General features: G+C 48.1%; 13 protein-coding genes and 1 other annotated feature. All 13 genes read left to right on the top strand.

Annotated features, from left to right (window positions below):
* Nucleotides 1-81: 81 nt before the first annotated feature.
* Nucleotides 82-1,554: a LysM peptidoglycan-binding domain-containing protein gene (locus BLS14_RS25495; RefSeq protein ID WP_063566726.1), complete on the top strand. Its 1,473-nt coding sequence runs from the start codon at nucleotides 82-84 to the stop codon at nucleotides 1,552-1,554.
* A 158-nt stretch (nucleotides 1,555-1,712) separates the two neighbouring features.
* Nucleotides 1,713-1,992: a binding site (T-box leader), on the top strand.
* A 58-nt stretch (nucleotides 1,993-2,050) separates the two neighbouring features.
* Nucleotides 2,051-4,717: a valine--tRNA ligase gene (locus tag BLS14_RS25490; RefSeq protein ID WP_063568110.1), complete on the top strand. Its 2,667-nt coding sequence runs from the start codon at nucleotides 2,051-2,053 to the stop codon at nucleotides 4,715-4,717.
* Between the two features lie 77 nt (nucleotides 4,718-4,794).
* On the top strand, nucleotides 4,795-6,171 hold the full coding sequence (locus BLS14_RS25485; RefSeq protein ID WP_063568111.1) for a bifunctional folylpolyglutamate synthase/dihydrofolate synthase: 1,377 nt from the start codon (nucleotides 4,795-4,797) through the stop codon (nucleotides 6,169-6,171).
* A gap of 56 nt (nucleotides 6,172-6,227) precedes the next feature.
* Nucleotides 6,228-7,547 carry a UDP-N-acetylmuramate--L-alanine ligase gene (murC, locus tag BLS14_RS25480; protein WP_063568112.1) on the top strand — a complete coding sequence of 440 codons (1,320 nt, stop codon included), beginning with the start codon at nucleotides 6,228-6,230 and terminating at the stop codon, nucleotides 7,545-7,547.
* A 120-nt stretch (nucleotides 7,548-7,667) separates the two neighbouring features.
* A complete protein-coding gene (locus BLS14_RS25475; RefSeq protein WP_063568113.1) occupies nucleotides 7,668-8,867 on the top strand; it encodes an SPOR domain-containing protein in 1,200 nt (399 codons plus the stop codon).
* A 145-nt stretch (nucleotides 8,868-9,012) separates the two neighbouring features.
* Nucleotides 9,013-9,255: a DUF4321 domain-containing protein gene (locus BLS14_RS25470; RefSeq protein ID WP_024633972.1), complete on the top strand. Its 243-nt coding sequence runs from the start codon at nucleotides 9,013-9,015 to the stop codon at nucleotides 9,253-9,255.
* A 93-nt stretch (nucleotides 9,256-9,348) separates the two neighbouring features.
* Complete coding sequence (locus tag BLS14_RS25465; protein WP_090954578.1) at nucleotides 9,349-9,960, top strand: Maf family protein; 612 nt, start codon at nucleotides 9,349-9,351, stop codon at nucleotides 9,958-9,960.
* Between the two features lie 35 nt (nucleotides 9,961-9,995).
* Nucleotides 9,996-10,685, top strand: a complete 690-nt coding sequence (gene radC / locus BLS14_RS25460; RefSeq protein WP_063568115.1) for a RadC family protein — start codon at nucleotides 9,996-9,998, stop codon at nucleotides 10,683-10,685.
* Nucleotides 10,686-10,879: 194 nt separating this feature from the next.
* On the top strand, nucleotides 10,880-11,914 hold the full coding sequence (locus BLS14_RS25455; protein ID WP_063568116.1) for a rod shape-determining protein: 1,035 nt from the start codon (nucleotides 10,880-10,882) through the stop codon (nucleotides 11,912-11,914).
* A gap of 188 nt (nucleotides 11,915-12,102) precedes the next feature.
* Entirely contained in the window at nucleotides 12,103-12,975 is an 873-nt protein-coding gene (gene mreC, locus BLS14_RS25450) for a rod shape-determining protein MreC (protein ID WP_063568117.1), read from the top strand.
* On the top strand, nucleotides 12,975-13,508 hold the full coding sequence (locus BLS14_RS25445; protein WP_063568118.1) for a rod shape-determining protein MreD: 534 nt from the start codon (nucleotides 12,975-12,977) through the stop codon (nucleotides 13,506-13,508). Before mreC ends, BLS14_RS25445 begins: the two co-directional genes overlap by 1 nt.
* 74 nt (nucleotides 13,509-13,582) lie before the next feature.
* Nucleotides 13,583-14,245, top strand: coding sequence for a septum site-determining protein MinC (minC, locus tag BLS14_RS25440; RefSeq protein ID WP_063568119.1), 663 nt, complete (start codon nucleotides 13,583-13,585; stop codon nucleotides 14,243-14,245).
* Between the two features lie 3 nt (nucleotides 14,246-14,248).
* The gene (gene minD, locus BLS14_RS25435; RefSeq protein ID WP_063568120.1) at nucleotides 14,249-15,043 is read left to right on the top strand and encodes a septum site-determining protein MinD; all 795 of its coding nucleotides are present in this window, start codon (nucleotides 14,249-14,251) and stop codon (nucleotides 15,041-15,043) included.
* The last annotated feature ends 38 nt before the right edge of the window (nucleotides 15,044-15,081 follow it).

Here is a 15,081-nt window from a genome sequence, read left to right as displayed (position 1 = left end):
GGGGTAACGAAGGATTTGGACCATGGATCAGTCCCATGAGAAGGATCATGGTGAACATATGCCGAAAGGAGGACGCCACCTTTGTTGAATCAACCTTATGGTTTACGGTTCGATATTTATGAGCGCGTTCATTTGTCAGAGGGAGTTCCTGCAATTGAGGAACTGGAGGAAATTGAGTTATATCCCCGCATTCAGGTGATAGGTCAGGATGATCATGCAACATTGCGAGGCCATCTTTTGCTAACAGGTGCGTATCGGGGAGAGAACGAGATCTCGGAAGAACTCAAACATTTTATTCCGGTGGAGATCACGGTACCCCTGAACCGGGTAAGATCGCTTGAGGATATTTCCATTGAGATCGAAAATTTTGATGTCGATTTGTTATCCAACCGAAGTCTGAACATTACTGGCGTATTGTCGCTTCGCGGTATCGAGGGCTTTCCGGTGGAGGAACCGCAGGTCTGGTCAGCAGATGAGTTTACCGTTGTACATTCGCCCGACCCTCAGCAGGGTGACCGTTCTGCTGAAACAGAGCAGACAGGCAGCTATCCCAATGTGTTTGCTCAGGAGTATCTGCTTCAACGGAGCGAAGAGGAGTTACAGCAGGAACATCTATTTCAAGCTGCTTCCGAACCGTTTCAATCCTGGCAGCAAGGGGATGGGAACGCGGAGCAAAGCAAAATAGCTGAAAACGAAGAGTCCTCGTCCTTGAGGGACAAGGAGGATGAAGCGCAAGCGGATGTGTTGTCCGATACGCCTTCTCCCGTTTCGTCTTTTTTAGCGGAGACAGCCGACAGGTTGGCTTCTTACCCTGAATCTGAGCCTTTGCTTCCTCTGGCTGAAGAGTCGTCTGTCTGGTCCGAGCCTTCCGTCGAGACCTTACATACGAACCTAAGGAATTCGGAGCAGACCGATTCCAAACTGGATCTGCAGCCTTCGGATGAACAGGCAGCGCCGGACGTATGGCATTTTGAATCTGCCCGATCTGAACCAAAGCAGGAGGATCAGACGGTTGCAGATGTTCCGGCAGGTTCGCAGTCAGAGAACTGGCAGGATGTCTTCGCAGCATCTGAACCGGAAATTTCGGAGGAAAACACACCTCCTCTTGAAGCGGTGGAGACGAATGAGCCTGCTGAAAAAGAATCTTTTATCCCTGAACCTGTGGCTGAGACGGAAGACAAGCCGGAGCTTAAGGTTGCTTTTGGCAGCAAGAGAGAATCCGCACCCAAGCAGGAAGAGGGCGTAGGCATCTCCTCCTTGTTATCCTCTGGCAGGGTGACACGGGAGGCGGAGGCTGAACGGGAGCAAGAGGCACTTGCTGGAGTCCAGCAGCAAGAAGCATACCCGCCTGATGATGTAGAGTGGAAGAACCTGTTTCTCGGCACCATTGTCGATCAGACCCCGTTCCGTAAGGTGAAGTTATGCATTGTACAGCGTGAAGAGACGCTCGATACCATTGCAGACCGATATCAGTTAAGTACCCGAGAGCTCCAGTTGTATAATCGTTTGTCCGAACAGGTTGTGGAAGAAGGACAGATTCTATATATCCCTTAACCTGTAGGCTGGTTTAATGACCATTTCGACCCGTGATCCCTTGAGGATGGCGGGTTTTTGCTTTGTCAGCCCTCAACCTGCATTGCAGCGCGCTTTTTCCGCTGTTGTCAGGTTGACTATCGGGCACGGGCAGGGTATGATGTGTTTAGGTTTTTTGAAGAACAACGTGGATCGGGAGTAGTAGACAGTATGACCTTTCAGAGAGCGGGATTGTAGCGCTGGGAAATTCCGTAGGAACCAACTGATCGAAGTCGCCCGGGAGTTGCCTGTTTGAATACAAGGGATGAGTAACTTTAGTATCATTCATTCCTAAGGTAGGATGGGCCGGTCGCAGCCGTTATCTGCTTGAAGTGTCACGTAAGTTCAGAAGGGGTAGTCTATCTTTCTATCTGCGTGAAACAAAGGTGGTACCGCGAAAGCTAACCTTTCGTCCTTTGATGGATGAAAGGTTTTTTTGTTTTTTGGCGATGATGAATAAGTAACGGAGGAATGACACATGTCTGAACAAAAAAATTCAGCTGCAACAGAAATGCCAACCACATATGATCCGAAAGCTGCGGAACAAAAATGGTATTCCACTTGGATGGAAAATGGATATTTCAAGGCAGGCCAGCGTAAAGATGCTGAACCTTATACGATTGTAATCCCACCCCCGAACGTAACCGGAATGCTCCATATCGGGCATGCGCTCGATTTCACACTGCAGGACATTCTGATTCGTACCAAGCGGATGCAGGGCTATGATGCACTGTGGCTGCCGGGTTCTGACCATGCAGGTATTGCTACCCAAACCAAAGTAGAGCAGAAATTGCGTGAAGAAGGTCAGACTCGTTATGATCTGGGACGCGAAAAGTTCTTGGAGAAGGTATGGGACTGGAAAGAGCAATACGCAACGACCATTCGTCAGCAATGGGGCAAGATGGGCTTATCGCTCGATTACTCGCGTGAACGTTTTACACTGGATGAAGGTCTATCCCAGGCTGTGCGTAAAGTGTTTGTTCAACTGTATGAAAAAGGCCTCATTTATCGAGGCAAACGAATTATTAACTGGGACCCGGTGAATCGGACTGCACTGTCCGACATCGAGGTTGAATATAAAGAAGTTCAGGGTCACTTGTACCATCTGCGTTATCCGCTCAAAGACGGAAGTGGGTATGTCACAGTAGCGACAACTCGCCCGGAAACGATGTTGGGAGATACGGCAGTTGCAGTTCATCCTAAGGATGAGCGTTACGCAGACATGATTGGCAAGGTGCTTGTTCTGCCTATTATCGGGCGCGAAATTCCGGTTATTGCAGATGAGTACGTAGATAAAGATTTCGGAAGCGGCGCCGTGAAAATAACGCCTGCTCATGATCCGAATGACTTCGAAGTGGGCCTTCGTCATGATCTGCCACAGATTACGGTGATGGATGAGACGGGTACGATGAATGCCGAAGCAGGCAAATATCAGGGACTGGATCGCAGTGACTGCCGGAAGCAGATTGTTGCAGACCTGCAAGAACAGGGCGTATTGATCAACATTGAGGATCATACGCATCAGGTTGGACACAGCGAACGTACAGGAGCTGTCGTTGAGCCGTATTTGTCGACACAGTGGTTTGTTGAGATGAAGCCACTCGCGGAGAAAGCGATTGAGAAGCAACAAAGCGGTGAAGGGGTTCATTTTGTTCCGGATCGTTTTGAGAAAACGTATCTGAACTGGATCGAGAATGTTCGTGACTGGTGTATCTCTCGTCAATTGTGGTGGGGTCATCGTATTCCTGCCTGGTACGACGAGGAGACTGGAGAAGTTATTGTATCTGCTGAAGATCCGACAACATTGCCAGAATACGCTGGACGCAAGCTGAGACAGGATGAAGATGTTCTGGATACATGGTTCAGCTCCGCATTATGGCCGTTTTCTACTTTAGGCTGGCCGGAAGACACGGAAGATCTGAAACGTTACTACCCGACAAGTGTACTCGTAACAGGGTATGACATTATTTATTTCTGGGTGGCGCGTATGATCTTTACCGCTCTGGAGTTCACGGAAGAGGTTCCGTTCAAGGATGTGCTGATGCACGGTCTTGTTCGTGATGCAGACGGACGCAAGATGTCCAAATCGCTAGGCAATGGTGTTGATCCGTTGGATGTGATTGAGAAATATGGTGCGGATGCAATGCGTTACATGATCTCTACAAGTAGTACTCCGGGTCAGGATCTCCGTTTCCGCTGGGAACGGGTGGAACAGGCTCGTAACTTTGCCAATAAAATCTGGAATGCATCGCGCTTCGCTTTGATGAATCTGGAAGGGTTCACCTATGAAGATCGCGATATTAGTGGAGACCTTGGAACAGCGGATTACTGGATTTTGCACCGCCTGAACGAAACTTCTCGTGATATTACGCGTCTAATCGAAGCATATGAATTTGGAGAAACAGGCCGTTTGCTGTATAACTTTATTTGGGATGACCTATGTGACTGGTATATTGAATTTGCGAAGTTGTCCTTCTATGGGGAAGATCCGGTTGCCAAGAAGAAAACACAATCGGTGCTTGCTTATGTGCTGGATCAGACTATGCGCCTGATTCATCCGTTCATGCCGTACATTTCGGAAGAGATCTGGCAGCATCTGCCGCATGAAGGCGAAACGATTACGTTGGCTTCCTGGCCTGTGTATGACCCTGCACTGGAGAACCCAGAAGCGGTTGCCGAGATGAACCTGCTTATGGATACCATTCGTGCAGTACGAAACATCCGTGCAGAAGTAAACGTACCAATGAGCAAGAAAATTGAATTGATGGTGAAAGCGAACAACGCAGAGACATCCAGCATCATTGAACGCAACAGCCATTACATCAAACGTTTCTGTAATACGTCCGAGTTCGACAGCGGCTTGGATCTGAGTTCACCGGATAAAGCAATGACTGCAGTCATTACTGGGGCTGAGTTGTACTTGCCGCTGGCGGGTCTTATTGATATTGATCAGGAAGTGGCTCGTCTGGAGAAAGAGTTGCAGAACCTTGAGGGCGAAGTACTCCGTGTGGAGAAAAAGCTGGCGAACGAAGGCTTTGTTGCCAAGGCTCCTGCCAAGGTTATTGAGGAAGAGCGCGCCAAGCAAGCGGATTATTCCGATAAACGGGATAAGGTGATTGCACGAATCAAGGAACTGAAAGGTTAATATATTCGGGTCGGATGGAGTGCTTCTGCGCCATCCGGCCGCTTTTTTCAACCAAACTCAAACCAAAGGTGAATCATATGACGGAACTTAACGGGACAGAAATAGCATCTCCTTTACTTACCTATGACGAGGCCGTGAACTGGATCAATGGCCTTATTCCTTTTGGCATCCGACCTGGATTGGAACGAATCGAGGGATTGATGTCATTGCTGGGTAATCCTCACCAGCGTCTCAAATTTATTCATGTCGCGGGAACGAACGGCAAAGGTTCGACTTGCGCTTTTTTGACGTCAGTGCTTCTTCAGGCGGGATATGATGTTGGAACGTTTACGTCCCCTTATATCACCAAATTCACAAACCGTTTTCAGTACAACGGTGAGGATATCCCGGAAGAAACGTTGCTCAAAATCTCAAACCGCCTGTATCCATTGGTTCAAGAGATGGCTTCAACTCCCCTTGGATCACCTACGATGTTTGAGGTATCTACAGCAATCGCCCTTCTGTATTATGCGGAAGAGTGCTACCCTGACATTGTAGTATGGGAGACAGGGCTCGGGGGAAGGATGGACGTAACGAATATTGTTACACCCGTGGTATCGGTCATTACCAATATCGGTATGGACCATACGGATGTACTGGGAGATACGATTGAGGCGATTGCTGGAGAGAAGGCGGGTATTATTAAGGCGGGGGTACCCGTTGTTACCTGTGCCACGCAGCCAGAGGCTGTGAAGGTGATCCAGGAGACGGCAGAGCGGCTGCGTTCAACCGTGTATCTGGCGGGAGATCGTTTCTCCTATCATAGACTGGACAGTGATGAGAACGGACAATCTTTTCATTTTACAGGACCGTTCCGTGATCTGGACGCTCGTATTCGCATGCAGGGCGTACATCAATGCGACAATGCAGCGGGCGCACTTATGGTACTAGAGTTGCTTCGCCAATACATGGCATTTATGCTGGATGATGAAGATATTGCGCTTGGACTGGAACATGCCTTCTGGGCAGGACGGTTCGAGAAAGTGGTTGATCAGCCCCGCATTGTTCTGGATGGAGCGCATAATCCGGAGGGGGCCGAATCGCTGGCCAAGAGCATTATCGACGTATATCCTCACAACAAGTTAATTTTGATGATGGGCATGCTGGCGAATAAGCATCACGAAGCGTATTTGCAGCATATACTGCCACTAGTGGATACGCTGATCCTGACCGAGCCAGATTTCCGACGCAAAATGGATGCAGCCGAATTGCTGCAGATCGTCGAACGGGTACGTCCCGCCATTGCGAAACCGGAGCTGGAAATCATCGTCGAGCCCGAATGGGTAAAGGCACTTGATCTATTGAAGTCACGGACGGAAGCGGAAGATCTGGGGGTGGTGTCCGGCACATTGTACCTGATTGCAGATGTGCGGGCAGCCCTTTTGCATCAAACCGATTCTGAAAAAGGTTGGTGAAAGTTTTGTTAAATACATCGGAACACGTTCATTTTATAGGGATTGGCGGATATGGCATGAGTGCCATCGCGAGAGTTATGCTTGAGATGGGATACACCGTTACCGGATCGGATGTCGCTTCACAGGAGTTGACCGAGAAGCTGGCAGCCAAGGGAGCGAAAATATATATCGGACATACGGCAGAGCATGTAAACGGGGCAGACCTGGTTGTCTACTCCACGGCAGCTCCAGCTGATAATGTGGAACGGGTAGCAGCTGAAAAGCTGAACATCCCGATTCTGCATCGCGCCCAGATGCTCGCGCGTTTGCTGAACGAGCGCAAAGGTGTGGCTGTAGCCGGGGCTCATGGCAAAACAACCACGTCATCCATGATTGCACTCGTTATGGATAAATGTGATACAGACCCGACATACATCATTGGCGGGGAAATCATGAACGTGGGCACCAACGCCAAGGCAGGCCAAGGCGACTGGGTTGTTGCAGAGGCGGACGAGAGCGACGGTTCATTTTTGCAGTATCACCCTTGGCTCGGTATTGTGACTAATATTGAAGCGGATCACCTTGAGAACTATAACAGTGATTTTGAAGAACTCAAAAAGGCTTATGTGCAGTTCCTGAGTCAGATTCGTCCAGAAGGCACGGCCATTGTATGTGCTGACGACGAGAATGTTCAAGCCATTTTACCGGAGCTGAAATCACGGGTGACCACATACGGCATTGATTATGCTGCTGATTATACAGCAACAGATATCGTGCTTGGCGACCGCCGAATTTCCTTTACGATGAGCCATCAGGGCAATGTGTTGGGTAAGGTGGAGTTGTCAGTTCCAGGTAAACATAACGTTTATAATGCGATGGCTACGGTTATTACCTGTCTGGAAGCAGGTATTCCATTTGAGAAAATTACAGCCGCCATTATCCAGTTCCATGGAGCGAAACGCAGATTCCAGGTGCTGGGTGAGGCGCGTGATATGCTGATTATTGATGATTATGCTCATCACCCGACCGAGATTGAGGCTACAATCAGTGCGGCCAAAGCAACAGGGAAACGTATCATTGCGGTATTCCAACCACAGCGTTACACACGTACGTTCTTCCTGCTTGATGCGTTCAGTCGTGCCTTTGCAGAAGCAGATGAGGTTCTCATTACCGATATCTATTCCCCTGCGGGCGAAAAACAGATTGAAGGTGTTCACTCGGCTAGGCTGGTTGAACTCATTGTTCAAAACAGTAATGCTTCTGCGCGTTATCTTCCGACAAAGGAAGAAGTTGTTGCAGATCTGCAGAACCGTCTTCAGCCAGGCGATCTTGTGCTCACGATGGGTGCAGGTGATATCTGGAAAGTTGGCGATACACTTGCCAAAGGGTTGAAATAATTACAATCATAAAACCGTCTGACTTCATTTCGAAGCAGGCGGTTTTTTTGCATGAAATGGAATGTTTCTAATTCTCTCCGCATATAGCTGTTATAAATGGGACAAAGGAGAGGGTACGGGGTGAGCAATGCTAGAATGACGTTTCGCTTTGGGGATAACGAGTCGGACAAGCCTGAAAACAAGGGGATACCCACATCCAGCACATTTGTAGCTTTGAGTGAAGAAATTCCGCACAGTCCAACGCCAACACCAACGCGGTTGAATTCAACGCCTTCATGGACACCAGAGGATATTCCCGGTGACTGGGGAGAGACGATACTGACAGGCTCCACTGTACCTGAACCTTACCAAAGAACGGACAAGGATTCGAAACTCGATGAGCCTGGATATAATTATAATCATCTTACTGCGTATCCGGGAGATGAGGACGAGAACAGATCGGACGAGAATTATGGAGGTCATGATTGGCTTGCAGATAGTGAAAACTACTCTTATAAGCGAAATCGTCCCCCAAGGGGCTGGAAAATGATTGGTTCAGTAACGGGTGCACTTGTAACCGGTGCCCTCTTCGGCATGGTAATTCTTTCTTTTTTTAATCGTGAAGGTGCCGTAGACCCTGGGAGCAAGATCCCTGCCAATCAGGCGGTATCGGCCGTAACAGGTCAGCAGGGAGTGGCAGGTTCGGAACAGCAGCTCCAGGCAACGACTACAGGTGGCAGCTATTATGCCCTGCAATATGGTGTGTTCAGTTCTCCTGAACGCGCTGAACAGGCGAAGGTGGAACTGTCCCAGGCAGGCATTGCCGCAGGCTCCGACCCGGAGGATGGTAATCGGGTGTATGCTGGCATTTCGGCTGACCGTGAGGAGGCCAAGCTGCTCAGCTCAAGGCTTAAGGCCGAAGGAGTGGAGCTGTACGTCAAGGAAATCGTCAACCCAGAAGTGAACCCGGCAGTATTTGGCGGAAAAGCAGAGGATGTGCAGCAATTCTTCGCAAGTGGATCTGCTTTGGTTGAACAACTGTCTACCCTCTCGATCCAGCAACTTGGTCAGTCTGTTCCAGAAGCCGTCTCAACCGAAACGATGACCTCATTACAGAACCAGCATCAGCTCTGGCTGACCGGTTTGAATAGTATTGCACCAGGCCTGAGTGCAGACGTGCAACCCTATGTATCGGCGATGGGAAAATCGATGGCCAGTGCGGTAACAGCAATTGCCGAATACAACAAAAATCCGGCTAATGTGCATATGTGGTCTGTACAGTCCGATCTGATGGAATATGTATTACAACAAAAAAAATGGCTTGAAGCGATAAAACAGTAATCACCGCTTTCCCATAACACAGCCTTGAAATACCTATCCGGCAAGGAACTGGAAATAGTTCCCCTTGCCGGATTTGTGTTTGTATTGACGTACAAAACCCCGTATAATAATGTGGGTGTCAAAAAATGGCGAGGGAAGATCACCGATGAAAAAAAACTTCGGCATGTTATTGCTGTTTCTGCTGCTCGGCTGGCTAGCCGGTGCGTGGATCGCCAAGGCACTGCAGCCTGTAAAGGCCGTTGCCTTTCTAACGAAAGCCACGACCATTCGTTGGTCGCCGCAGGCTGATCTGGATATTATCAGTTATGATATTTCACTTCAATTTCAAATGAGCCTCCTGAGTCTGATCGGTATTATTGCTGCTGTATGGCTGTATCGCAGGTTATAGGAGAATGACGAATTTTGACGAAGAAACTAAAAAAAATGATATCTACTAGCGTGATCCGACAGGATGTCGCCGTAGCTTAAGGGGCCGGTTATTTTGGATAAAACACAACAGCGTCGTATTATTCTGGCTTCCACTTCGCCGCGGCGTAAAGAACTGATCGCATCACTCCATCTAGCTTTTGAAGTAATACCAAGTCACGCCGATGAAGATACACCGCCGGAATGGACTCCTGAACAGACGGTACAGGAGCTTGCGATGCGTAAGGCGCTTGCCGTTTATCGCGGGCTGGAAGGTCGCGAACAGGATGCTGTTATTATTGGTAGTGACACTGTTGTCGTTCTGGATGGTGATATTCTTGGTAAACCCGTAGACGAAGCGGACGCTGAACGAATGTTATCTCGTCTACAGGGGCGTGTACACCGTGTTTTCACGGGAGTAGCTTGTATCGATGCAAGTAATGGACAATCCATGGTTCAATATCGACAGACTAATGTAACGATGAAGGAACTGTCTGAAGCTACGATTCGTGCGTATGTTCAGACTGGAGAGCCTTCGGACAAGGCGGGATCATATGCCATTCAGGGCATTGGTGCTTCATTGATAGAACGTGTTGAAGGATGTTATTTCAATGTGGTGGGCCTACCGTTGTCCTTGCTAAGCGACATGCTGGATGGATTTGGCGTACATGTATTGCCACGTACATGAAATTCCGCAATTGACGATCTGAAAAGAGGGAACATATGGAGTCGCCTCAATATATGATGCGCGACATCCCCCAGGAAGAACGCCCGAGAGAACGCATGATGGAATATGGGGCGGGCGCCTTAAGCCATGCTGAATTGCTGGCGATCTTACTTCGAACAGGTACAAGACAGGAATCCGCAGTGCATATGGCACAGCGGATTCTGACTGAAGCGGGTGGAATTCGCTCGTTGATGGATTTGAGCCTGGAAGAACTGACTGCGATGAAGGGTATCGGCATGGCCAAGGCTGTACAGCTGAAAGCTAGCATTGAGCTTGGTCATCGGATTGCGAAGAGCAGACTTACACAGTCAACTTCAATTCGTACCCCACGTGATGCGGCCGATATCCTTACCGAACAATTGCGTTACTTGCAGAAAGAACACTTTGTGTGTCTTTTCCTGAATAGCAAAAACCACATTATTGCCCAGGAAACACTCTCCATGGGTAGCCTTAACGCTTCGATTGTTCATCCGCGTGAAGTGTTCCGGGCTGCCATCAAATGCAGCAGCGCCTCTATTGTGTGCGCACACAACCATCCCAGTGGTGATCCTACGCCTAGTCCAGAGGACATCCAAATAACCAAAAGACTGATCGAAGCCGGCGAAATTGTAGGCATAGACGTGCTGGATCACATTATTATCGGAGATGGAACGTACGTAAGTTTGAAGGAGAAGGGCTTAGTATAATATAATGGTTGGCGTTGATGTTTTCCTATGAATGTTGACGGCGTTGTCCGTAGAAGATAGGTTCACTTTACAAATGCAAAACAATGCAACACAAAACAAATGCGAATATTAGCTCCACCATTATGGTGGTAATGAAAATGAAATGCTCTTGATTCACTGGGGCGGCTATATGAGGCAGAAAAGGAGATTACGTCATGTTTGGTGGTTTTACGAAAGATTTGGGTATTGATTTGGGGACAGCGAATACGCTGGTTTATGTACGTGGAAAAGGAATTGTGGTGCGCGAACCTTCGGTTGTCGCTATACGGACAGATACAAAAACTATCGAGGCAGTAGGTGAAGCCGCCAAAAAAATGATTGGACGTACACCAGGTAACATTCGTGCCATTCGTCCAATGAAAGATGGCGTTATTGCCGATTTCGATACAACGGCAACGATGATCAAATATTTCATCCGTGAGGCGCAGAAACAACGCTCCATGTTCCAACGTCATCCGAACGTGATGGTATGTGTACCATCCGGGATTACTGCAGTAGAACAACGCGCGGTTGAAGATGCAACCAAACAGGCTGGAGCACGTGAAGCCTATACGATTGAAGAGCCCTTTGCAGCTGCCATTGGTGCAGATCTGCCTGTATGGGAACCAACGGGTAGTATGGTTGTCGATATTGGTGGCGGTACAACGGAAGTGGCTGTCATCTCTCTTGGCGGTATTGTAACAAGTCGTTCGGTTCGTGTAGCGGGTGACGAGATGGATGAATCCGTAATTCAATACATTAAACGCCAGTATAATCTGATGATCGGTGAACGTACATCGGAGCAGTTGAAAATGGATATCGGATCAGCTATGCCGCTTGAGCAAGTGGAAACAATGGAAATTCGTGGACGCGACCTCGTTACAGGCCTGCCGAAGACGATTACGATTACTTCGGATGAAATCAGCGAAGCTCTGGCGGATACGGTGAATGCCATTGTTGAAGCTGTAAAAGTAACATTGGAGAAATGTCCTCCTGAGTTGGCAGCAGATATTATGGACCGTGGTATTGTTCTCACAGGTGGCGGCGCATTGCTTCGCAATCTGGACAAGCTGCTTGCTGGTGAGACAGGAATGCCTGTTATCGTAGCGGAGAACCCGCTCGATTGCGTTGCAATCGGAACAGGTAAAGCGCTTGAGAATATTCATTTGTTCAAGAGCAGAAGCAGTTCGGCAGTTCGTTCCAAACGTTAATTGATATATGCTATGCTTGGCTCGTTTATCGACCAAAGGGCATGATATCAACGAAGAGGACCCGGTTAACCCCGGGAGAGCTATTACCCGCATACCCGGGGAGAATCGACTGATATTCTCGATGGGACTATAAGTCTGACAGTCTCCCCACCGGGCATGGCTCGGAAGAGAATAATGGATGTTAGAGGGTGGTCGAACTGTTTAAACTGCTGGGTAACAAAAGACTTTTTGTTTTGCTGGTGGGCCTTGTTACATTTATCGCGTTAATGGGCTTTACGCTCGGTCCGCGAACCGCTCTATCCTGGCCGGAGAAATTCCTGAAGGATTCAGTCGGATTTGTACAATACGTATTTTACAAGCCCGCTTCTTCTGTAGCGGGCTTTTTCAAAGATTTGGCGAACATGCGTACGGTATATCAAGAAAATGAAGAGCTTCGCATTGCAATGGGTCACTATACCCGAGATCGGCTGAAATACAATGATATGGAGCAGGTGAATGAACAGCTCCAGAAAGCTCTCAATTTTACAGAGGAACAAAAAAATCGGTATAACTACGGTTCACGAATTGCTCAAGTCATCAGTGCTAACTCTGACCCGAACAGCAGAACGATTAATATCGATATTGGTGAAAATGCGGGAATCAAGGCTGGAATGGCTGTTACTTCGCAAGAGGGGCTGGTTGGGGTTGTCAGTCATGTCAGTTCATATACGTCAACGGTTAATCTGTTAACATCCATGGACGCCAATGATCCAACATCCAACGCCATTGCAGCTACAGCGGTTGGTAAAGAAAAAGTGTTTGGTATGATCGAGAGTTATGATCCAAAATCCGGCATGCTAAAAATGACCAAGATTTCAGAGGATTCAGATATCAAAGAAGGGGATGAAATCATCTCCTCCGGGATTATCAACAATTTTCCGAAGTACATGCGTATCGGAGAAGTGGAGAAGGTTGAAAAAAGCGAATATGGTTTAACACAAACTGCTACAATTAAGCCCTATGCAAGCTTTTTGGACTGGAAAGAGCTGATTGTGATTATTCCACCTGAGGTAAAAGAATAATGGTAACGCGCAAGCAAGTCTTATTCCTGTTACTGTTCGTTTTGTTCATTGTTGAGGGAACGATCCTTCCGCTGCTCATTCCTTCGGCCTGGCAAATGCGTATTTCTGCCAACCTGGTCTACATCGTGATTTTGTTTATTGCTGTATATCATCATCGGCACACGGCGTTGGTGCTTGGCATATTATTTGGACTCTTGCACGATGTCGTATTCTACGGCGAAATGATTGGACCATACGGATTCTCGATGGGATTATCGGCATATATGATGGGACTTATTTTTCAAGCGCCGCGTGCACCACTGCCGGTTATGGTTTCCGTCGTCCTTTTGGGAAGTCTGCTGAATGACACCATGTTATTCTTTCTGTACAAGCTCTTCCAACTCAATCATGTGACATTTGACTGGGCATTGCTTGAATACATGATTCCCAATTTGTTCATTCATTTTGTGTTCGCGCTGATCATTTATGTTCCTCTTCGGAAACAACTGGAGCGGATTGGTAAGAGAAAGAGCAAAGCACAAGAAGCTTCTTGATACATTTTATGGAGTGAGAAGCAGGAACTTGGGGACCCGGGCACGAAATGTAATGAGATGGGAGGGACAGGCTTATGACGGTAAAATCGAATCACGTAACGATTAAAGGCATCCGAGACGGCCTGGTTTTCCTGTTGGACGATCAATGTGAATTCGAGGAATTGCTCTACGAGCTCCGCTATAAGCTGGAACACAGCCATCAAAATATTTTAACCGGACCGATTGTTCATGTGGATATCAAACTGGGCAGCCGCGAAGTGACGGAGGACCAGAAAGAAGCAGTTCTTGATATATTGAAACAAAAAGGGAATTTGCTCATTCGTTCCATTGACTCACCGGCCCTTAAACCAGAGGTTAAAGGGCCGCCGCCGATTGTAACCATGTGTGGTATGGTACGTTCGGGTCAGGTGCTTCATCATGAAGGGAATCTACTGTTTCTTGGTGATATCAATCCGGGGGGCACAGTAACGTGTACCGGAGATATATATGTTTTGGGTTCACTCAGAGGCATGGCTCACGCTGGAATTGGTGGGGACGAAGACTCGATCATTGCTGCTTCGGTGTTTGCACCAACGCAGCTGCGGATCGCTGACATCATCAGCCGTCCTCCCGATGAGTGGGAGAGCCGAGAGACCGGAATGGAATTTGCTTATTTACAGGACAATCAGATGCAGATCGACAAGATGAGCAATATCGTTCGGTTGCGCCGAGATTTTAATGTGTTTAAAGGAGTGTAGCTCATGGGAGAGGCGATCGTGATCACTTCGGGTAAAGGCGGCGTGGGTAAAACAACCACCTCGGCAAACATCGGGACAGCGCTGGCGCTGCTCGGCAAAAAGGTTTGTCTGGTAGATACCGATATCGGCCTTCGCAATCTGGATGTCGTGATGGGACTCGAAAACCGGATCATTTATGATCTGTGCGACGTTGCAGACGGCCGCTGCCGACTGAATCAGGCTTTGGTCAAAGATAAACGTTTTGAAGAATTATATATGCTGCCTGCAGCACAAACGAGAGATAAGAACTCTGTGTCACCAGAACAGGTGAAGGATATTATTCTCGAACTAAAAAAAGATTTTGAATACGTCATTATTGATTGTCCAGCCGGAATTGAGCAGGGGTTCAAAAATGCGGTTGCAGGAGCTGACCAGGCCATTGTGGTCACTACACCAGAAAATGCGGCTGTGCGTGATGCGGACCGTGTCATTGGTTTGCTGGAGAGTTCGCACATTAAATCGCCAAAATTGGTTGTGAACCGTATCCGTAACAATATGGTCAAATCAGGCGACATGCTCGACATTGACGGCATTTTGCAAGTACTTAATATTGATCTGATCGGGATCGTTCCTGATGATGAACTTGTCATCAAGGCAGCCAACTCGGGAGAGCCCACAGTAATGAATCCGGATTCACTTGCGGCCATTGCCTATCGAAATATTGCCCGTCGTATTCTGGGAGATACCGTTCCTCTGATGCAATTGGAGCAAAAAAAGGGTGCTTTCACACGTTTTAAGAAGTTTTTTGGAATGGGTTAACTGGCTCTTCCTTATCACATTTATGTATGACAGCCGTG

The organism is Paenibacillus sp. OK060, assembly GCF_900101205.1.
In the GTDB taxonomy this organism is placed as follows: Bacteria; Bacillota; Bacilli; order Paenibacillales; family Paenibacillaceae; genus Paenibacillus; species Paenibacillus marchantiae.
This window is presented reverse-complemented; position numbering and strand designations above follow the sequence as displayed.